Here is a 20,218-nt window from a genome sequence, read left to right as displayed (position 1 = left end):
CGGCCTTTTGCGTAGCAGCGCCAGTTAACTCGCGGAGAGTTTCTTCCAGAGCGCACCGTCGCCCAGCCCTTCGACAAACGCCTCGTGAGCGGCCTGCTCGTCCGGCGAGAGCCGATCCGGCAGGGGCGCGGGTCGCGCTGGCGGTGTCCAGTCGGCGCTCGGCGCAGCACCCGTATCCGACCGGCTGCTGACGGCCAGTGTCAGGTCAGGCTGGCGGCCCCCGATCAGCTCCAGATAGACTTCCGCCAGAATTTCCGCATCGAGAAGTGCGCCGTGCTTTTCGCGCATGCTGTTGTCGACACCGAACCGGCGGCAGAGCGCATCGAGCGAGTTCTGCGCGCCGGGAAAGCGCCGCCGCGCCATGTCGAGCGTGTCGATCGCCTGATCCATCGGCAGGAGCGGAAGCCCCATCCATTTCAGTTCCGCGTTCAGAAACTTCATGTCGAATGCGGCATTGTGGATGACAAGCTTCGCATCACCCGCGAAATCACGGAATGCCTGCCCGACCTTGGCAAACACCGGCTTGTCGGACAGGAACTCTTCCGACAGCCCATGCACTTCGAACGCGCTTTGCGGCATGTCGCGTTCGGGATTGATATACTGGTGATAGGTGCGTCCGGTCGGCATGTGATTGACCAGCTCGACACAGCCGATTTCCACAATCCGGTCGCCGCCATCGGGGTCGAACCCCGTGGTTTCCGTATCGAGCACGATCTCACGCATCCTGTTGCCCCCCGATTTTTGCAATCACGTCCATTACCGCTTCCCGCGCCGCATTTAGGCCGCCTGACGTGTCGATCACAAAATCCGCCCGCGCCCTTTTTTCCGCATCCGGCATCTGGCGTGACAGGATGGTGTCGAACATCTCATCGGTCATGCCCGGACGCTCCAAAACGCGCTGTCGCTGAACCGCAGCAGGTGCCGTCACGACGAGCACGCCCGACATGCCGGCCTCTCCGCCGGTTTCATAAAGAAGCGGAATGTCACAGACAATGAGGGGCACGCCATCCGCCGCATGCCGGTCCACAAATGCCGCCCGGTCGGCGGCCACGAGCGGGTGCACGATGGCTTCGATCCGGGACAGAAGCGCCGGATCGCCCGCCATGGCGGCCTTCAACGCGCCACGGTCAATGCCCTTTTCGGTTGCCGCGTCCGGCACAAGCGCCGCAAGGGGCGCAACCGCCGCACCGCCTGCCGCGTAGAGCCTGTGAACAGCCGCGTCCGCATCCCAGACCGGCACACCAGCATCACGAAAGAACCCAGCCGTCGTGGATTTTCCCATGCCGATCGATCCGGTCAGCCCGAGAATATAGGGGCTGTCACTCACGCGCCGAGGATCTCGGCCCGAAGCGCCTCATCCACCTCCGGCCGCTTGCCGAACCAGCTTTCAAACCCCGGCACGGCCTGATGCAGGAGCATCCCGAGCCCGTCGACCACGGGCAGACCCTGCGCGCGCGCCTGCGCGAGCAGCGGGGTTTCGAGCGGGGTATAGACGATATCGGTGACGAGTGTCCCGTCGAGTGCGGACAGATCCACCGTCAGGTCCGGATTGCCGACCATGCCGAGCGTCGTGGTGTTGACCACCGTGGCAACCTCGGCCGGCACCGATTTGGCGGCATTCCAGTCCATCACCGTGACCTTCGCTCCGAACTGGTCCTTCAGCGTCTCGGCCCGGGTCCGTGTCCGGTTCGTGAGCAACACCTCCGGCGCGCCTTCGGCCAGCAGCGCCGACACGATGGCCCGCGCAGCACCGCCCGCGCCAAAGACAAGCGCCGGACCCGAGCGGGCCGACCAGTCCGGACTGGATTGCCGGAGATTCTGGATGAACCCGTAACCGTCTGTATTATCTGCATGAATTGAACCGTCTTCGCGAAAGACAATCGTGTTTGCCGCCCCGATCAGCGCCGCGCGGTCCGACACTTTCTGTGCCAGCGCCAAAGCGGTTTCCTTGTAGGGCACTGTCACATTCACACCCTTGAAGCCCAGTTTCGGCAGGACGTGCAGCGCTTCGGCGAAATCCTTCTGCTGGATGGCGAGCGGCACGTAATGGCCCGGCAAACCATAGGTCCGCAGCCAGTAGCCATGCAGTTGCGGCGACCGGCTGTGACCGATAGGCCATCCGATCACGCCGGCGAGGGGCGGTGCTTCGCTCATTCCACAATCACTCCACGCGTCCGCAGGAAGCCGAGCACTTCCAACAGGGGTAAACCAAGAACAGAAAAATAGTCCCCCTGCACCCGCGTGAAAAGCTGAGCGCCGCGCCCTTCAAGCTTATAACTGCCCACTGTGGCCAAGGTGCCATCGCCCTCAGCCGCCAGATAGCCTTCCAGAAACGCATCGGAGAAGGGACGCATCATCAGTTGCGCGCGGCCGATATGCCGCCAGACCGGACGGCCTTCCTCGAAAATCACGGCAGCCGAAAGCAACTCGTGGGTTTGGCCGCGCAAGGTGCGAAGCTGGTCCGCTGCTTCGTCGATCGAACCCGGCTTGTCGAAAATTTCTCCTTTGAAAACAAGTATCTGGTCTGCGCCAAGCACCAGGGCTTCCGGATGCTTGCTGGCCACCCGCATGGCTTTGGTTTCCGCCAGAGTGTCGGCGATGTCGCGCGCCGGGGCCCCTTCGGCGAGCATCGCCGCCTTGATCGCTGCCTCATCCACGCGCGCCACTTGCGTGTCAAACGTCAGGCCCGCGCCGCGCAGCATATCCGCCCGCGCGGCAGATCCGGAGGCCAGGATCAGGGGTCGTGTCATGAGCGGCTCTTTCTCTTGTGCAGCTCACCGCGGATCGCGGCGGCGGTTTCCTCGATCGACCGGCGGGTCACATCCACGACCGGCAGATCGTGGCGTTCAAAGAACAGGCGCGCATTGGCCAGTTCTTCCTGAATCCCCGCGCGATCGGCATAGGTGTCAATCGCCGTTTCCCCGAGCGCCTGCAAGCGGTTCTGGCGCACCTGCACCAGACGTGTGGGACTGGCGGTCAGCCCGATGACCGGAACACCGACCGCAATCGCATCCAGAAGCGCGGGCGGCACCGGCTGGCCAGGAACCAACGGCACGTTGGCCGCGCGAACACCCTGATAGGCCAGATAAATGCATGTCGGCGTTTTCGAGGTGCGGCTGACACCCACCAGAATGACGTCAGCGGTAGCCAGTCTGTCCGACCGCGTCCCGTCATCGGACGACATGGCATAGTCGAGCGCTTTCACCCGGTCGAGATACCCGCGATCCACCTTATACTGCTGCCCCGGCCGGGCCCGCGGCAGGTTTCCGGTCAGATCGGTCAGCGCTTCGAGGATCGGATCCAGCAGCGCCACCGTTCGGATGCCGCGCTGGCGCGCCCCGGTCTCGATCCGGTCAATCAGAACCGGATCGACAAGCGTATAGAGCACCAGATCGAGCGGCGTTTCGGCAAGGGCTGCATCCACCTGCGATCCGTGGCGGATGAACCGATGCACTGACAGGTTCGGCGCCTCGACCCCGAACTGGCTGAGCGCCGCCCGCGCCGCCGACTGGGCCGTGTCCGCGGTGGAATCCGACAAGACGAGGACATGCAAACTCTGGGGCAAAACCGATCCTGTGGACAGTTCCGTGGACATCCTGCGGATCAACTGTGAAGCCGGTGTGGACCAGATCCGCTTTTCTCGACAGTGACGATATTCTGTCGCCGGGTTTCAGACGAGTCCACCAGATTCATTCCTGTGAATCCGGACACAGGGGTCCGGTGTGAACAATTTTCATGTTCCAGAGTCGTTCTTCCCGCGGCGGCCGGAATAGCCCTGAGTCCCGTTTACGTAAGACCCGCTGTTTTTGCTTATAAATCTGACTCTGAACGAAATTTTCGGCTTGTGTTCGGCATCTGCACCCCGGCAGCGCGGAGATGTGAATATGTTGATAACTCGGTGGATAAAGACGGCAAAGGCGGTGATCCACAGGATTCACAGCACCTATCTACAACCACTTCCTTTCTCTCTCTTAGAGTCTGTATAGGTGGATGGGCACCACTTTCCCTAAAGGACCCCCGATGGGCGATTTTCTCAGCACGCTTTACCCTTGGACCAAGGCCCTTCACGTGATCGCGGTCATCTCCTGGATGGCTGGATTGCTCTATCTTCCACGGCTCTTCGTCTATCATGCAGAGAATGCCCCTGCGGGGTCAGAGAAGTCCGAACTCTTCAAAGTGATGGAACGCAAGCTCCTGCGGCTCATCATGAACCCTGCAATGATCGTGACGTGGGTGGCCGGGCTGATGCTGGCCTTCACGCCGGGCATTGTCGACTGGTCGTCCGACATCTGGTTCCATGTGAAATTCGCGGCCATTCTCGGCATGACCTGGTTCCACCACTGGCTCGGCTACCGGCGGAAGGAATTTGAAAGTGATACAAACACGCGCCCGGGCCGTAGATACAGGGTGATGAACGAAGTCCCGACGCTTCTGATGATCGTGATCGTCATCATGGTGATCGTGCGCCCGTTCTGAGCGTGAATTGACATTTCGGGTGATCGGTCACATATAAGGGCCAAGCATCGGGCGTTCTGCCCGCAAAGATGTATTCCCTGACAGTTGACCAGATGGCGCATGCCGCGCCACGAGAGGCACGCAATGGAAGAATTGATGGAGTTGTCGGAACTCTCTCTGGCCGATCTGAAGGCCAAGAGTCCGGCAGACCTGCTGAAGATGGCCGAGGTTCTCGAGATCGAGAATGCCTCGACCATGCGCAAGGGCGACATGATGTTCGCCATCCTGAAGGAAATGGCCGAGGAAGGCGTCGAGATCTCCGGTGACGGGGTGCTCGAAGTGCTTCAGGACGGGTTCGGGTTCCTGCGCTCGCCGGAAGCCAACTATCTGGCCGGGCCGGACGACATCTATGTCAGCCCGAAACAGATCAAGCGCTACTCCCTGCGCACCGGTGACACGGTGGAGGGCGTGATCCGCGCCCCGAAAGAGGGCGAGCGCTATTTCGGTCTGGTGAAAGTCAGCCAGATCAATTTCGAGGATCCCGAGAAAGCCCGCCACAAGATCCATTTCGATAACCTGACCCCGCTCTATCCCGACGAGCGGCTGAAGATGGAAATCGAGGATCCCACGATCAAGGACAAGTCTGCCCGCGTGATCGATCTTGTCGCGCCGATCGGCAAGGGGCAGCGGTCGCTCATCGTGGCACCGCCGCGCACGGGTAAGACCGTGATTTTGCAGAATATTGCCCATTCGATCGAGAAGAACCATCCGGAATGTTTCCTGATCGTCCTGCTCGTTGACGAGCGACCCGAAGAGGTGACGGACATGCAGCGTTCGGTGAAGGGGGAGGTCGTGTCCTCCACTTTCGACGAGCCGGCGACGCGGCACGTTGCAGTGGCCGAGATGGTGATCGAGAAAGCCAAGCGGCTGGTGGAGCACAAGCGCGACGTGGTGATCCTGCTCGACAGTATCACGCGCCTGGGCCGGGCCTTCAACACGGTGGTGCCGAGCTCGGGCAAGGTGCTGACCGGTGGTGTGGATGCCAACGCGTTGCAACGCCCCAAGCGCTTCTTCGGTGCTGCACGCAACATTGAGGAGGGTGGCTCGCTCACCATCATCGCGACCGCGCTGATCGAGACCGGCAGCCGCATGGATGAGGTGATCTTCGAGGAATTCAAAGGCACCGGCAACTCCGAGATCGTGCTCGACCGCAAGGTGGCCGACAAGCGCGTCTTCCCGGCGATCGACATCCTCAAATCCGGCACCCGGAAAGAGGATCTTCTTGTCGACAAGGCGGACCTTACCAAGACCTTCGTGCTGCGCCGGATTCTCAACCCGATGGGCACCACGGATGCAATCGAGTTCCTGCTCGGCAAGATGAAGCAGACGAAGACCAACTCGGAATTCTTCGACTCGATGAATACCTGACGCGGGCATCCGTGCTAGAACCGATACCCGGGCCTGCATGGGCTCGGGTATTTTCTTTTTGAAACAGTGAGTTGAACGTGAATCAGCCGGACACGATCTTTGCCAGGGCTTCTGCCGCCGGTGCCGCCGGCGTAGCGGTTCTGCGCCTGTCCGGCGGGGCGGCCAAGGCTGCTGCCGCGGAATTGGCGGGCGATCTGCCGCCGGCGCGGCAGGCGGGGTTGCGGCTTTTGCGGGACCCGGGGGACGGGTCCGCGATCGACCAGGCGCTGGTTCTTGTGTTCGACGCGCCGGCCTCTTTCACCGGAGAGGATGTGGTCGAGTTCCACCTGCACGGCTCGCCGGCCGTGGTCGCGGCCGTGGGCCGTATCCTGGCGGCGCAGCCCGGATTGCGGCTTGCCGATCCCGGAGAGTTCACCCGCCGCGCGCTCGACAACGGGCGGCTCGATCTGGCGCAGGTAGAGGGGCTTTCCGATCTGGTGGTGGCCGAGACGGAGGCTCAGCGGCGCCAGGCGCTTCGGGTGATGCGCGGTGCCTTGTCGGAGAAAGCAGGCCGCTGGCGGACCGATCTTGTGCGGGCGATGGCGCTCATCGAGGCGACCATCGACTTTGCCGATGAGGAAGTGCCCGAGGATGTGACGCCGGAAGTCGAGGCGTTGATGGCCGCGACCCGCCATGCGTTGGAGGCCGAACGCGACGGGGGGCGCGTGTCCGAGCGCATTCGTGACGGGTTCGAGGTCGCGATTGTCGGCAAGCCGAACGCGGGAAAATCAACGCTTCTGAATGCGATTGCGGGTCGCGATGCGGCGATCACCTCGGAAATAGCGGGCACGACGCGGGATGTGATCGAGGTCCGGATGGACCTGAACGGTTTGCCGGTCACGTTGCTGGACACGGCCGGACTGCGGGACAGTGATGACCGCGTGGAGCAGATCGGCGTGGCCCGTGCGCGTGACCGGGCGGATGCGGCTGATCTGCGCTTGTTCTTGTTGGAAACACCAGATGAGGTAGAGGAACTTGGTGTTTCCTCTAGGGATGGTGACGTGATGGTGCTTGGCAAGGCTGATCTGGGCGGGGAGCAGGTCACGGGCATCGCGCGTGTGTCCGGAAAAACCGGCCTTGGCGTGGATGACCTGCTCGACCGTTTGTCCGAAACCCTGGCCGCGCGGGCCAGCGGCGCGTCGGCAGCCATTCGCCAACGGCATCGCGATGCGCTGGATGCGGCAGCAGCATCTTTGGTTCGGGCCGAGAATCATGTAAGGAACGGCTCTGATTTCAGCGAACTGGCGGCGGAAGACCTGCGGCATGCGGTCCGAGCCCTTGATAGCCTGATCGGCCGTGTCGATGTGGAGCATGTGCTCGACGAGATTTTTGCCAGTTTCTGCCTTGGGAAGTAGGAATGTTTCACGTGAAACAATCTGATTGGGATGTGATCGTGGTCGGTGGCGGCCATGCCGGAGCAGAGGCCGCACAGGCCGCCTGGCGGATGGGTGCGCGCACCCTTCTCGTCACCCATCGCTTTGACCGGATTGGCGAAATGTCCTGCAATCCTGCGATTGGCGGCCTGGGCAAGGGCCACCTGGTGCGGGAGATCGACGCGCTCGACGGCGTCATGGGGCGTGTCGCCGACCGGTCCGGCATCCAGTTCCGTCTGCTCAACCGCCGCAAGGGTCCGGCGGTTCAAGGCCCGCGCACCCAATCCGACCGCAAGCTCTACAAGGCTGCAATGCAGGCCGAGTTCCGCGACCGCCCCGGTCTGACTGTTCTGGAGGGGGAGGTGCGGGACCTGATCCAGACCGGCGCGAAGGTGACGGGCATTTCCATGGCAGACGGATCGGAGCTGACGGCCGCCGCGGTGATCCTGACCACGGGCACCTTCCTGCGGGGCGTCATCCATATCGGTGACGAGACCCGCCCGGGTGGCCGGATGGGTGATGATGCCTCGGTGCCGCTCGCGGACCGGATCGACGCGATGGGCCTGCCGCTGGGCCGGCTCAAGACCGGCACGCCGCCGCGGCTCGACGGGCGCACCATCGCGTGGGACCAGCTCGACATGCAGCCCGGGGATGAGGATCCGGCGCTCTTTTCCTTCCTCTCTGACGCGCCCTTCGTGCGCCAGATCGCCTGCGGGATCACCCATACCAATGGGCGCACGCATGAGATTATTCGCGCCAATCTGGAGCGCAGCGCCATGTATGGCGGGTATATAGAAGGCGTGGGGCCGCGCTATTGCCCGTCGATCGAGGATAAGGTGGTCCGCTTCGCGGAGAAGGAGTCGCACCAGATTTTCCTTGAACCGGAAGGACTTGACGATCACACCGTCTATCCGAACGGGATTTCGACCTCCTTGCCGGTCAATGTGCAGGCGGACTATGTGGCCTCGATCCGGGGGCTTGAAAATGCGACGATCCTCCAGCCCGGATATGCCATCGAATATGATTATGTCGATCCACGCGCGCTGACGCACGGGCTTCAGGTCAAGGATGTGCCGGGCCTTTACCTGGCCGGGCAGATCAATGGCACCACAGGGTATGAAGAAGCCGCAGCCCAGGGTCTGGTCGCCGGACTGAATGCGGCGCGCGCCGCCAAAGGGGCGTCGCCTGTCATCTTCGATCGGGCGGACGCCTATATCGGTGTGATGGTCGATGATCTGGTGACGCGCGGCGTGTCGGAACCCTACCGCATGTTTACAAGCCGCGCCGAGTATCGCCTCGCGCTGCGGGCTGATAATGCGGACCAGCGCCTGACGCCGCTCGGCATCGAATGGGGTTGTGTCGGCGAGGCGCGTCGCGTTGCCTTTAGCGAGAAGCGTGAGGCGCTCGAGCACGCCCGGACCCGCGCGGCGGCCTGTCAGGTCACGCCGCGGGAAGCCGTCGCGGCTGGGATCAAGGTTAATCAGGACGGGGTCCGCCGTTCGGCCCTCGACCTTCTGACTTATCCGGACGTGGAGTTCGAAACGCTCCTGACACTTTGGCCTGACCTGACCGACACGCCGGATCCGATCCGGCGACAGGTCGAGATCGACGCGCGATACGCATCCTATGTCGAGCGGCAGAAACAGGATGTCGCGGCGATGCGCCGGGATGAAGCTCATGAAATTCCAGAGGATTTTTCCTATGAGGGGATTTCCGGCCTGTCGAATGAGCTCGTGTCGAAACTGTCGGCCATTCGCCCTCGGTCGCTCGGACAGGCGGGGCGGATTGACGGGATGACGCCGGCTGCGCTGACCCTTCTGCTCGCCAAGATCCGTCAGGCCGGCGCGCGGCGGAGCGCCTGATGGCCTCTAAGGGTCAGCCGGGCCGGGGGGCCTTCCTCACATCGCGGAATGTTTCACGTGAAACAATTGATCGGCTCGACACTTATGCCGCGTTGCTCGACAAATGGTCCCGCAAGATCAACCTCGTGGCCCCGTCGACGCTGGATGCGCTCTGGACCCGGCATTTCGAGGATAGCGCCCAATTGTTCGACCTCGCACCGGACAGGACCGGCCTGAACTGGGTCGATCTGGGGTCCGGAGGGGGGTTTCCGGGGCTGATCGTGGCGGCTTTGGCGGCGGATGCGGGGCGCGACTGGTCTTTCACGCTCGTCGAGAGCGACACGCGGAAATGCGTTTTCCTGATGACAGCAGCGCGCGAGATGGGCCTCGACGTCGCGGTCAAAACCGAACGGATCGAATCCGTGCCGCCGTTGCAGGCCGATATCCTGTCGGCAAGGGCGCTGGCGTCGCTCGACCAGCTGCTGGACTTTGCCGAACGGCACCGCAAGCCGGAGGGGATCTGCCTTTTCCCGAAGGGTGCGCAGCACGAAAGGGAATTGACCGAAGCGGGCGCCCGTTGGCATAGTTCGGTGACGACAATTCCCAGCACAACCGACCCCCGGGCGGTCATCCTGCGCATAGGAGAATTCCACCGTGTCTGAGGCACAGAAAACCGGTCCGAACGGGCCGCATGTCATGGCTGTTGCCAATCAGAAGGGCGGGGTGGGCAAGACGACAACGGCGATCAACCTCGGCACGGCCCTGGCGGCGGTCGGACGCAAAGTACTGCTCGTTGATCTCGACCCGCAGGGCAATGCCTCGACCGGACTTGGCGTCTATGCGCAGGATCGCGGGCCGACCACTTATGATCTGATCATCGGCGAAGCGGACTTGCCGGACGTGGCTGTGCCGTCGGGTGTGCCGAACCTCGATCTGGCACCTGCCACGGTGGACCTCAGTTCTGCAGACGTCGAACTGGTGACGGACCGGCAGCGCGTGCTTCGGCTGCGCAATGCGCTCGGCCGCGATACGGCTCTGGCGCAGGGCTATGACTATATCATCATCGACTGCCCGCCCTCGTTGAACCTGCTGACGGTCAACGCGCTGGTGGCCAGCGATTCCGTCCTTGTGCCGCTGCAATGCGAGTTTTTCGCGCTGGAGGGCCTGTCGCAGCTGATGCTGACGATCCGCGAAGTGCGACAGACGTTGAATCCGAAGCTGCGCATACAAGGTGTTGTGTTGACCATGTTCGACATCCGCAATAACTTGAGTTCACAGGTGGAAGAGGATGTGCGCGAAAATCTTGGAAAACTCGTCTACGAGACGAAGATTCCGCGCAATGTTCGGCTGAGCGAGGCGCCGTCCCATGCGGTGCCGGCGCTCATTTACGATCACACCAGCAGCGGTGCGGTTGCCTATCAGAAACTGGCGGCGGAACTGCTCCGCCGCATGAAGGACAGCGTGGCTGCCTGAGCAGCCGGCGCGAGGAGGGGGCATGAGCCAGAAACCAGCGAAAAAGGGTCTCGGCCGGGGTCTGTCGGCCCTTTTGGCGGATGTGGACCTTGGCGGGGATGCGGGCGCGAACACGCCGGCGCAGGCGACCGGCGGGGCTCCCCGTGGCGAGCTTCGTGTGCCGATCGAGCATCTGTCGGCCAATCCGGACCAACCGCGCCGCGACTTTTCCGAGGCCGATCTGGCTGACCTGACCGCGTCGATCAGGGAGAAAGGCGTCTTGCAGCCGCTGATCGTCCGCCCGGATCCGGGCGCGGAGGGGCACTATCAGATCGTCGCGGGCGAGCGACGCTGGCGGGCCGCGCAGCGGGCGCAACTGCATGACCTTCCTGTGCTTGTGCGCGATCTCGACGACACGGAAGTGCTCGAGGTCGGGATCATTGAGAATATCCAGCGCGCGGACCTGAACGCGGTGGAAGAGGCGATGGGCTATCGCCAACTGATGGACCGGTTCGGGCACACGCAGGAGAAGCTGGCCGAAGCACTCGGCAAGAGTCGGTCGCATATCGCGAACCTATTGCGGCTTTTGAACCTGCCGGAGCCGGTTCTTGCGCTTCTGCGCGACGGTCGGCTGTCGGCCGGTCATGCCCGCGCACTGGTGCCTGCTGACGACCCGCATGCGCTCGCGCGAGAGGTTGTGTCGCGGGGCCTGTCCGTGCGCCAGACCGAGCAGCTGGTGAAGGCCGAAGGGGCACCGAAACCGGCGCGCAAGACCGGCGGCGCGCCAGCCAAGGATGCCGATACGAAGGCGCTCGAAGAAACGCTGAAACTGTCTGTTGGCCTGCCGGTGGCGATCCATCACAAGCCCGATAGCGAGAAGGGCGAATTGCGGATCAGCTACAGTTCGCTCGACGAACTCGACGCGCTTTGCGACAAGCTTTCACAGGGCGGCTAGTTGCGCGGTTTTTCCGGGCGTGTCCAGATGAAGATGGACACGCCGGCCAGAACAACTATCTGAATTAAAAGTATTTTTACCCCTGCGCCGAAGATCGCAGCGAGCAGGAACGCCGCCAGGATGGACAGGCTGGCGAGCCATTTCACCCGTCTGCGGATAACGCCGTTCGCCCGCCAGTCATGGATCGGCGGACCAAGCTTCGGGTGGCCGAGCAGCCAGTCATGCACCCGCTCAGAGGAGTTTCCGAACCCGATGGCTGCCAAAAGCAGGAACGGCACCGTCGGCAGGAGCGGGAGCGCGATGCCGATGACGCCGAGCAGAAGTGCCACGCAGCCCAGCAGGAACCAGGCCGCCCGCAACATCAGGCCACCCGGTCGAGCATCAGCTCGCGCAGGATCGCGTTCAGGACAGGCCGGCCTGTATCGGTCGCCCAGAGCCGCGCGTTTGACCGGCCGATGAACCCCATCTCCTCCAGATCGCGCAGCACGCGGTCGTCGAGCGGTGCGCCGCGCAGCGCGTCGAGCCGGTCAAGTTCCACGCCCTCGCGCAGGCGCATGGCCATCATGAGATATTCGTCGGCGCAGTCTTCAGGCGACAGTTCCATCTCGTCCGCGACCGCACGGCCCGTCGATTCCACGGCGTCGAGCCAGGCCCCCGGTGCCCGCAGCGCGGCTTCCGCACGGCGCGTGCCGCCCGCACTCAAACGGCCATGGGCGCCCGGACCGATGCCCAGATAGTCGCCATAGCGCCAGTAGATCAGATTGTGCCGGCTCTCGGCACCCGGGCGGGCATGGTTCGACACTTCATAAGCGGGCAGGCCGGCAGCCGCACAGATGTCTTGCGTATCGTGATACATGTCCGCCGACAGCGTATCGGGCGGCAGTCCTCGCAAGCGCCCGCGCGCATGCAAGTCCCCGAAACGCGTGCCATCCTCGATGGTCAACTGGTAGAGCGACAGGTGATCGACCGCCATGGTCAGGGCCTCGCCCAGTTCCGTCCGCCACGCGTCGCGCGTCTGGTTCTGGCGCGCATAGATCAGGTCGAAGCTCACACGATCGAACAGGCCGCGCGCGATATCGAAGGCCGCGCGCGCTTCCGCCGCGCTGTGCAGCCGGCCCAGAGCCTTCAGATCGGCATCATTGAGCGCCTGCACGCCCATCGAGATCCGGTTGACGCCCGCCGCCGCATAGCCGCGGAACCGTCCCGCTTCGACCGATGTCGGGTTGGCTTCAAGAGTGATTTCAATATCTTCTGCGGGCGCGAAATGGCTGGTTGCCGCGTCGATGACGGCCCCCACGAGCGCCGGGTCCATCAAGCTCGGTGTGCCGCCGCCGAAGAAGATCGTATCGAGCCGGCGGGGGCCGATCCGCGCGGCTTCAACCTCCAGATTGCGCAACAGGGCGGCCTGCCACCGGCTTTGGTCGACCGTGGCACTGACATGGGAATTGAAGTCGCAATAGGGGCATTTGGCCTGACAGAAAGGCCAGTGGACATAGAGCCCGAACCCGGCCGCCTGCAAGTCCTCAGCCACGGAAACAGCCGTCAACGAGCAGGCGGAACGCCTCCGCCCGATGGCTCATCGCATGTTTCTGCGCCGGGTCCATTTCACCAAAGGTTTCCGCGTGGCCATCGGGCTGGAACACCGGGTCGAAACCGAACCCCTGTTCACCGCGCATCGGCCAGACGACGCGGCCCGACACCTGACCACGGAAGATTTCGTCATGGCCGTCGGGCCAGGCGAGGCACAGCGTGCAGACAAAGCGAGCGCGGCGCGGCTCGGGCGCAGCTTTCTCTTCCAGAAGCCGCCAGACCTTTTCCATCGCCATCGGAAAGTCCCGGCCGTTGCCTGTTTCCGCCCAGTCGGCCGTATAGACACCGGGCGCATTGTCGAGCGCCTCGACCTCGATGCCGCTATCATCCGACAGGGCGGGCAACCCGCTTTCACGGGCCGCAAAATGCGCCTTGATCCGCGCATTGCCGGCGAATGTGCTTTCGGTTTCCTCGGGTTCCGCCAGCCCAAGATCGCCCGCAGAGGTGCAGGCGACGCCGAACGGCTCGACGAGTGCCGCGATCTCTCGCAGCTTGCCGGCATTGTGCGAGGCAATGACCAGCCGGTCGCCGGTGAAGCGCCGCACCATGGCTCAGGCCACCGCGTCTTTCTGCGCGGCCACCAGAACGTCGCGCCCGGCTTCGGCCAGATCGAGCAGCTGGTTGAACTGGTCCCGGCTGAAGGTCGCGCCCTCGGCGGACCCTTGAACCTCGACCAGTCCGCCGCTGCCGGTCATCACGAAATTGGCGTCGGTGCCGGCCTCGCTATCTTCTGCATAGTCGAGGTCGAGAACCGGCGTGCCGCCATAGATACCGCAGGAAACAGCGGCAATATGATCGGTCAGCGGATCGGTTTTCACATCGCCCGCGTCCATCAACTTGTTCACGGCCAGCCGCAGCGCAATCCAGCCGCCGGTGATCGAGGCACAGCGCGTGCCGCCATCGGCCTGGATCACGTCGCAATCGACGGTGATCTGACGCTCACCAAGTGCGACCCGGTCAACACCAGCGCGCAGCGAACGACCTATAAGTCTCTGAATTTCTTGAGTTCTTCCGGACTGCTTGCCCGCTGTCGCCTCCCGCCGGTTGCGGCTGTGAGTGGCGCGGGGAAGCATGCCATATTCCGCCGTCACCCAGCCGAGCCCGCTGTTGCGCAGCCACGGCGGGACGCGCTCCTCAAGCGACGCGGTGCAGAGCACATGGGTGCCTCCCATGCGGATCAGGCAGGAGCCCTCGGCGTGGCGGGTGATCCCGGTTTCAACGGTGATCTCGCGCATGGCGTCGGGCTGGCGGCCGGAAGGGCGCATCGGTCTCTCCTTTGTCTGGACGTGCTCCTGCCTCTTATCGGGCGGGGCCGCGTTGGTCCAGCATTCCCTGTCTGGACGGCTGCGCCGGGGGATGGTCTAGTCGTTGGAAAATACCTATCTGATTGACCATGAGCACAGAGAAGACACCCCTGTCCGAGTTGAACGACCGCAGCCGCGAAGTGTTCCGGCGGGTCGTCGAAACCTATCTGGCCTCCGGCGAGCCGGTGGGCTCGCGCACCCTGTCGCGAGCGCTTGAAGAACAGGTCTCCGCCGCGACCGTCCGCAACGTGATGCAGGACCTGGAATATCTTGGCCTGCTCGGCAGCCCGCATGTCTCCGCCGGCCGCGTGCCGACCGATCTGGGCCTGCGCCTCTTCGTCGACGGGCTTCTGGAAGTGACTGACGTGAGCGGGTCCGAGCGCGACCAGATCGACCGTTCGCTCGGGTCGACCGGCCCCGACGCGGTGACCGACGCGCTCGACCGCGCCGGCACGCTTCTGTCGGGGCTGACCCAGGGGGCGAGCCTTGTGCTGGCCCCGAAGGAAGAGGCCCCGATCCGGCATATCGAATTTGTCTCTCTCGCGCCCGACCGCGCGCTCGTCGTGCTGGTCTTTGCCGGCGGTCAGGTGGAGAACCGGGTTTTCAAACCGCCGCTCGGGCTGACACCTTCCGCGATGCAGGAAGCCGCGAACTTCCTCAATACCGTGCTCGAAGGGCGCACGCTGGCCGAGGCACGCGGGATCATCGCGAAAGAGATCAAGAGCCAGCGTGCCGCGCTTGACGAGATCAGCCAGCGCCTGGTGGAAGAGGGCGTCGCCACCTGGGCCGATGCCGGAGAGGATCGCGACCGTCTGATCGTGCGGGGGCGCGCCAACCTGCTGGATGAGGCCCGCACCGAGCAGGACCTTGCCCGGATCCGGATGCTCTTTGACGATCTGGAACGCAAGCGCGACCTCGAACAGCTCCTGTCGCTCAGCGAAGGCGGCGAGGGGGTGCGCGTTTTTATCGGCTCGGAGAATAAACTCTTCTCACTTTCCGGTTCCTCTCTGGTCGTTTCTCCCTATATGAACACCGAACGCAAAATCATCGGCGCTGTGGGGGTGATCGGGCCGACCCGGCTCAATTACGGACGCATCGTGCCGATCGTGGATTACACCGCCCAGCTGATCGGAAAACTGGTTTCCCGGCAGAGCGGCTGACGGAAAGAGGCATCAGATGGCCAAATCGAAAGATATTGACGAGATGATCGAAGACGCGTTCCTCGACGCGATCGACGAAGAGGAACAGGAAGAGGATCCGGTCGAGGCTGCGGAAGAAGAAGCCGCGATCGAAGCGGATACGATCGAGGCGCTGGTCACCGAGCGGGACGAGTTGAAGGACCGGCTTCTGCGCGCCTATGCGGAATCGGAAAACATGCGCAAGCGTGCCGAACGCGACCGCCGCGACGCGGAGCTTTATGGCGGCTCGCGCCTGGCCCGCGATCTTCTGTCTGTCTATGACAATATGGGCCGCGCGCTCGACCTTGTGACAGACGAGATGCGCGAAGTCGCAGGTCCGGTGCTCGAAGGGATCGAACTGACCCAGCGCGAGCTTCTGTCGGTCTTTGCCAAGCACAAGATCGACCGTGTGGCTCCGGAACTGGGCGACAAGTTCGACCCCAAGAAGCATCAGGCGATGTTCGAGGCTCCGGTACCGGGCACCAAGGCGGGCGAAATCATTCAGGTGATGACCACCGGTTTCATCATCGGCGACCGGCTCCTGCGCCCGGCGCAGGTCGGGGTCAGCTCCGGCGGGCCGGACCTGCCCAAGGATGCCGGCGACACGGACGCCTGACCGCGGCGCGTGATCGGGCATCTCCGCATACGGGGCTATCGCTCGATCCGCGCGCTCGACCTGCCGCTGTCGCCGCTGACGGTCATCCTTGGCCGCAACGGGGTGGGCAAGACAAACCTCTATCGCGGGCTGGAACTGGTGCAGATGGCGGCATCGGGCCGGCTCGCGACCTCGCTCGCCGCCGAGGGTGGCATGCCGCTCGCGCTCTGGGCAGGTGACGGCCAGCATGCGGGAGAGGATGCCACCGAGAAAGCCCGCGCAATGCGCAGCGGGCCGCGCCGGATCGAGCTTTCTGTCGATATCGACCATCTGCGCTACGACATCGCCATCGGAATGCCGAACCGCATTTCCGATCCGGCTTTGCCGCTCGATCCGGTGATCCGTGAGGAACGGATTTCCGCGCGCGCCGGCGGGCGGCGTGTGACGATGCTGGAACGGAAAGGGCCGGCCCTGTCACTGCGCGACGGCGACGGCCGGATGCAAAGTTTCGCCAGCGACCTTCTGATGGGGGAAACTGCGCTTGCCATGGGCCTGCCGCCCGAAGCGCGCCCCGAAGCGCTGGCGCTCCAGAACGAGATCCGCGGCTGGCGCTTCTACCACCAGTTCCGCGCCGACCCGGCATCGCCCTTGCGCCAGCCGCAATTCGCTCTTTGTGCTCCGAGCCTCGACAGTGACGGCGGCAACTGGATCGCCACGCTGATGACGCAGGCCGATCTGGGCGAGCCCTATCCGATCGACCGGGCCGTCGATGCGGCTTTCCCGGGTAGCCGCCTGACGATCACGAGCGACGGCACGCGGGCGGAACTGTCCCTGCAGATGCCGGAGTTCCACCGGCCCTTCTCGGCGCTCGAACTGTCGGACGGGATGTTGCGCTACCTCTGCCTTGTCGCGGCGTTGACGGCCTATCGCCTGCCGCCGGTCATCGTGCTGAACGAGCCGGAGACGAGCCTGCACAGCGGTCTGATCGGGCCGCTTGCTGCGCTGATCGCCGAGGCGTCGGAACGGTCGCAGATCATCCTCGTGACCCACAGTCCGGAACTGGCCGAGCGGCTCGATCTGGACTGCGCGGCCGATGTGTTGCGGCTGGTGAAGGATCGCGGCGAAACGCGGCTCGACATCTAGCCGCCGGTCCCGCGCCCTTCGTCCGCATCGAGCGCGGCGCGCAACTCGTAGATCAGGTCGAGCGCCTCGCGCGGGCTGAGAAGGTCCGGCTGGATGTCGCGCAACCGGCTTTCCAAAGGTCCTGGCGCGGAGGACGCGGGCGCAGCAGGGGCCGCAGGCGGCGCGGCCGAGAAGAGCGGCAGGTCGTCCACCAATGTCCGCACCTTGCCACCGCCATCGCGGTCATTTTCTTCCAGCGCGTCGAGGATCGCACGGGCGCGGTCCACCACGGCGGGCGGCAGCCCCGCCAGCCGGCCGACCTGCACGCCGTAGGACCGGTCGGCGGCACCGGCACGCACCTCGTGCAGGAAGACCACATCGCCCTCCCACTCGCGCACGGCCACGGTCGCATTGTGGAGCCCGTCGAGCGTCTCCGCCAGCGCGGTCAGTTCGTGATAGTGCGTCGCGAAAAGCGCGCGGCACCGGTTGCCGTCATGCAGATGTTCCAGCGTCGCCCACGCGATCGACAGCCCGTCATAGGTGGCCGTGCCGCGGCCGATCTCGTCGAGGATCACGAGCGCTTTCGGCCCCGCCTGGTTGAGGATCGCGGCGGTTTCCACCATCTCGACCATGAAGGTCGAGCGGCCGCGCGCCAGATCGTCGGCCGCACCCACGCGCGAGAAGATCTGGTCCACAATGCCGATCCGTGCCGCGCGGGCGGGAACGAAACTGCCCATCTGCGCCAGAAGCGCAATCAGCGCGTTCTGGCGCAAGAACGTGCTTTTACCGGCCATGTTCGGGCCGGTCAGCAGCCAGATCGGGCGCGGCTCTGACCCGTCGGCGGACAGATCGCAATCATTGGCGACAAAACTCGCCCCCTGCCGCCGAAGCGACTGTTCCACGACCGGATGCCGCCCGCCCTCGATCTCGAAGGCGCGGCTGTCCTCCAGCACCGGGCGGGTCCAGTCCTCCGCCGCCGCCAGATCGGCCAGCGCGGCAGCCAGGTCAAGCTCGGCCAGCGCTCGGGCCGCATCAGCGATCCGGTCGGCATCGGCCTCCACCGCGTCGAGCAGCGTATCGAAGACCTGCAACTCCAACCCCAGCGCCTGACCGCCTGCATTCACGATCCGGGTTTCCAGATCCGACAGGTCGACGGTCGTGAACCGCACGGCATTGGCCGTGGTCTGGCGGTGGATGAACGTGGCCGAGAGCGGCTCGGACAGCATCTTCTTCGCATGGGTCGCGGGCGTTTCGATGAAATAGCCGAGCACATTGTTGTGCTTGACCTTGAGCGCCGACACACCGGCCTTGTCGGCATAGTCGGCCTGCATCGCCGCCACACGGGCGCGCCCGCTGTCACGCAGGTCCCGCGCCTCGTCAAGATCGGCCGAATAGCCCGCGGCGACGAACCCGCCATCGCGGGCCAGAAGCGGCGGTTCCTCGACCAGCGCGGAATCGAGCAGGCCGGTGATCTGCCCGTGACCGGTCAGGGCGCTTGCAATATCGGTCAGCCCGTCGGGCAGGTCGGCAAGGGCGGACAGGCGGTCCGACAGGATGCCAGCCTGTTTCAGCCCCTCGCGGATCGCCGCCAGATCACGCGGACCGCCGCGCCGCAGCCCGAGCCGCGACAGGGCGCGCTCGATGTCGGGCACTCGCCGGAGCGCGTCGCGCAGCGCATCGCGCAAGCCCGCGTCACCGACCAGATGGGCCACCATGTCGTGGCGGCGGGCCAGCAGACCGAGGTCGGTCGAAGGGCTTGTCAGCCGGCTTTCCAGAAGCCGCGCGCCCGCACCCGTGACGGTCCGGTCCACGGCCTGCAACAGGCTGCCGTCCCGTCCGCCGGACAGGGACCGCGTCAGTTCCAGATTGCGCCGCGTGGCCGCATCGATCTGCACCGCTTTCCCGGCACTTTCGCGCTGCGGCGGGTGCAATCGTGGCAACTGCCCGCGCTGGGTAATGTCGAGATAGTCGACCAGCGCGCCCATCGCGCCCAGATCCGCGCGGGAAAACTGTCCGAACGCATCGAGCGCGCCGGTGCCGAAGAGCGTGTTGAGCCGTCCTTCCGCCGCCTGGCTGTCGAAACTCGCCGGCGCCAGTTCGGTCAGCGTGGCGCCGGCCTCCTCGACCTGTTCGCGGATCTCTTCCGCCAGAGGCCCTGTCGCGAGAAGCTCGCGCGGGGACAGTCTTGCCAGCATCGGGCCGAGCATCGGGCGCGGGCAGGGTGCCACGTGAAACGCGCCGGTCGACATGTCGGTCCAGGCGAACGCGTGGTCGTCGCGGACCTTGGCATAGGCTGCGAGGTAATTATGGCTCCGTGCGTTGAGCAAACTGTCCTCGGACAGGGTGCCCGGCGTCACCAACCGCACCACGTCGCGTTTCACGACCGATTTCGAGCCGCGTTTCTTTGCCTCGGCGGGGCTTTCCAGTTGCTCGCAGACCGCGACGCGGAACCCTTTGCGGATCAGCGTGAGCAGATAGCCCTCGGCCGCATGATGGGGTACGCCGCACATGGCGATATCCTCGCCCCTGTGCTTTCCGCGCTTGGTCAGGGCAATGTCGAGCGCTTCGGCTGCGGCCACCGCATCGTCGAGGAAAAGCTCGTAGAAATCGCCCATGCGATAGAAGAGGAGCGCGTCCGGATAGCGGCTCTTGATCTCCAGATATTGTGCCATCATTGGGGTGACAGCGGAAGATTTGGTGGTTGCCATGGGTGTCCGGTGCGTCTGCTCTGTGCCTGTCCTGACTAGCAAATCCCGCGCCTGAAAGGAACCGAAAGCGCGGCCTGTCCGCCTCGGGCGGCGCTTGGTTAACCTTGCCCCGCGCAAAGGCCTTCACTATCCCTGACACAAGGCCGGTCAGCGGCCGCGACAGGGAGACGACAAGGCC

At 64.3% G+C, this 20,218-nt stretch carries 20 protein-coding genes; 10 read left to right on the top strand and 10 right to left on the bottom strand.

Annotated features, from left to right (window positions below):
- Positions 1–24 precede the first annotated feature (24 nt).
- From dnaQ to GSH16_RS04605, 5 genes are read right to left on the bottom strand one after another with little or no spacing between them, the layout of a single operon-like run.
- A complete protein-coding gene (dnaQ, locus tag GSH16_RS04625; RefSeq protein ID WP_160852361.1) occupies positions 25–723 on the bottom strand; it encodes a DNA polymerase III subunit epsilon in 699 nt (232 codons plus the stop codon).
- Positions 716–1,327 carry a dephospho-CoA kinase gene (gene coaE / locus GSH16_RS04620; RefSeq protein WP_328803160.1) on the bottom strand — a complete coding sequence of 204 codons (612 nt, stop codon included), beginning with the start codon at positions 1,325–1,327 and terminating at the stop codon, positions 716–718. Before coaE ends, dnaQ begins: the two co-directional genes overlap by 8 nt.
- Positions 1,324–2,154: a shikimate dehydrogenase gene (locus GSH16_RS04615; RefSeq protein WP_160852359.1), complete on the bottom strand. Its 831-nt coding sequence runs from the start codon at positions 2,152–2,154 to the stop codon at positions 1,324–1,326. Before GSH16_RS04615 ends, coaE begins: the two co-directional genes overlap by 4 nt.
- Positions 2,151–2,750 carry a Maf family protein gene (locus GSH16_RS04610; protein WP_160852357.1) on the bottom strand — a complete coding sequence of 200 codons (600 nt, stop codon included), beginning with the start codon at positions 2,748–2,750 and terminating at the stop codon, positions 2,151–2,153. The genes GSH16_RS04615 and GSH16_RS04610 overlap by 4 nt, the downstream gene beginning before the upstream one ends.
- Positions 2,747–3,565 (bottom strand): pyruvate, water dikinase regulatory protein, encoded by an 819-nt coding sequence (locus GSH16_RS04605; protein WP_160852355.1) that lies wholly within the window; start codon positions 3,563–3,565, stop codon positions 2,747–2,749. Before GSH16_RS04605 ends, GSH16_RS04610 begins: the two co-directional genes overlap by 4 nt.
- Before the next feature lie 455 nt (positions 3,566–4,020).
- Here GSH16_RS04605 and hemJ point away from each other — a divergent pair, with 455 nt between their 5' ends.
- The 7 genes from hemJ (at position 4,021) to GSH16_RS04570 (ending at position 11,543) form a co-directional block, all read left to right on the top strand.
- Positions 4,021–4,476 carry a protoporphyrinogen oxidase HemJ gene (gene hemJ, locus GSH16_RS04600; protein WP_160852353.1) on the top strand — a complete coding sequence of 152 codons (456 nt, stop codon included), beginning with the start codon at positions 4,021–4,023 and terminating at the stop codon, positions 4,474–4,476.
- Between the two features lie 123 nt (positions 4,477–4,599).
- Positions 4,600–5,883, top strand: coding sequence for a transcription termination factor Rho (rho, locus tag GSH16_RS04595; protein ID WP_407941048.1), 1,284 nt, complete (start codon positions 4,600–4,602; stop codon positions 5,881–5,883).
- Positions 5,884–5,960: 77 nt separating this feature from the next.
- Positions 5,961–7,277 (top strand): tRNA uridine-5-carboxymethylaminomethyl(34) synthesis GTPase MnmE, encoded by a 1,317-nt coding sequence (mnmE, locus tag GSH16_RS04590; RefSeq protein ID WP_160852351.1) that lies wholly within the window; start codon positions 5,961–5,963, stop codon positions 7,275–7,277.
- A 2-nt stretch (positions 7,278–7,279) separates the two neighbouring features.
- The gene (gene mnmG / locus GSH16_RS04585; RefSeq protein WP_205523958.1) at positions 7,280–9,157 is read left to right on the top strand and encodes a tRNA uridine-5-carboxymethylaminomethyl(34) synthesis enzyme MnmG; all 1,878 of its coding nucleotides are present in this window, start codon (positions 7,280–7,282) and stop codon (positions 9,155–9,157) included.
- The gene (rsmG, locus tag GSH16_RS04580; protein ID WP_160852347.1) at positions 9,157–9,798 is read left to right on the top strand and encodes a 16S rRNA (guanine(527)-N(7))-methyltransferase RsmG; all 642 of its coding nucleotides are present in this window, start codon (positions 9,157–9,159) and stop codon (positions 9,796–9,798) included. The genes mnmG and rsmG overlap by 1 nt, the downstream gene beginning before the upstream one ends.
- Positions 9,799–9,832: 34 nt before the next feature.
- A complete protein-coding gene (locus GSH16_RS04575; protein ID WP_160853010.1) occupies positions 9,833–10,609 on the top strand; it encodes a ParA family protein in 777 nt (258 codons plus the stop codon).
- Between the two features lie 22 nt (positions 10,610–10,631).
- Positions 10,632–11,543, top strand: a complete 912-nt coding sequence (locus GSH16_RS04570; protein WP_160852345.1) for a ParB/RepB/Spo0J family partition protein — start codon at positions 10,632–10,634, stop codon at positions 11,541–11,543.
- Here the strand turns inward: GSH16_RS04570 and GSH16_RS04565 are convergent.
- Genes GSH16_RS04565 through rph form a run of 4 tightly spaced genes read right to left on the bottom strand, consistent with a single transcriptional unit; the run spans position 11,540 to position 14,398 of the window.
- Positions 11,540–11,905 carry a YbaN family protein gene (locus GSH16_RS04565; protein ID WP_160852343.1) on the bottom strand — a complete coding sequence of 122 codons (366 nt, stop codon included), beginning with the start codon at positions 11,903–11,905 and terminating at the stop codon, positions 11,540–11,542. The genes GSH16_RS04570 and GSH16_RS04565 overlap by 4 nt on opposite strands.
- Complete coding sequence (gene hemW / locus GSH16_RS04560) at positions 11,905–13,074, bottom strand: radical SAM family heme chaperone HemW (RefSeq protein WP_160852341.1); 1,170 nt, start codon at positions 13,072–13,074, stop codon at positions 11,905–11,907. The genes GSH16_RS04565 and hemW overlap by 1 nt, the downstream gene beginning before the upstream one ends.
- A complete protein-coding gene (gene rdgB / locus GSH16_RS04555; protein WP_160852339.1) occupies positions 13,067–13,681 on the bottom strand; it encodes an RdgB/HAM1 family non-canonical purine NTP pyrophosphatase in 615 nt (204 codons plus the stop codon). The genes hemW and rdgB overlap by 8 nt, the downstream gene beginning before the upstream one ends.
- Before the next feature lie 3 nt (positions 13,682–13,684).
- Positions 13,685–14,398 carry a ribonuclease PH gene (gene rph / locus GSH16_RS04550; RefSeq protein ID WP_160852337.1) on the bottom strand — a complete coding sequence of 238 codons (714 nt, stop codon included), beginning with the start codon at positions 14,396–14,398 and terminating at the stop codon, positions 13,685–13,687.
- Between the two features lie 128 nt (positions 14,399–14,526).
- Here rph and hrcA point away from each other — a divergent pair, with 128 nt between their 5' ends.
- The 3 genes from hrcA to GSH16_RS16060 are packed head-to-tail and all read left to right on the top strand — an operon-like array spanning position 14,527 to position 17,353.
- Positions 14,527–15,597, top strand: a complete 1,071-nt coding sequence (hrcA, locus tag GSH16_RS04545; protein WP_160852335.1) for a heat-inducible transcriptional repressor HrcA — start codon at positions 14,527–14,529, stop codon at positions 15,595–15,597.
- A gap of 16 nt (positions 15,598–15,613) precedes the next feature.
- Positions 15,614–16,231, top strand: a complete 618-nt coding sequence (gene grpE, locus GSH16_RS04540; RefSeq protein WP_205523956.1) for a nucleotide exchange factor GrpE — start codon at positions 15,614–15,616, stop codon at positions 16,229–16,231.
- A gap of 9 nt (positions 16,232–16,240) precedes the next feature.
- A complete protein-coding gene (locus GSH16_RS16060; RefSeq protein ID WP_160852333.1) occupies positions 16,241–17,353 on the top strand; it encodes an AAA family ATPase in 1,113 nt (370 codons plus the stop codon).
- Here the strand turns inward: GSH16_RS16060 and mutS are convergent.
- Positions 17,350–20,040 carry a DNA mismatch repair protein MutS gene (gene mutS, locus GSH16_RS04530; RefSeq protein WP_235912930.1) on the bottom strand — a complete coding sequence of 897 codons (2,691 nt, stop codon included), beginning with the start codon at positions 20,038–20,040 and terminating at the stop codon, positions 17,350–17,352. The genes GSH16_RS16060 and mutS overlap by 4 nt on opposite strands.
- Positions 20,041–20,218 lie beyond the last annotated feature (178 nt).

The organism is Oceanomicrobium pacificus (genome assembly GCF_009833495.1).
GTDB classification, from domain to species: domain Bacteria; phylum Pseudomonadota; class Alphaproteobacteria; order Rhodobacterales; family Rhodobacteraceae; genus Oceanomicrobium; species Oceanomicrobium pacificus.
This window is presented reverse-complemented; position numbering and strand designations above follow the sequence as displayed.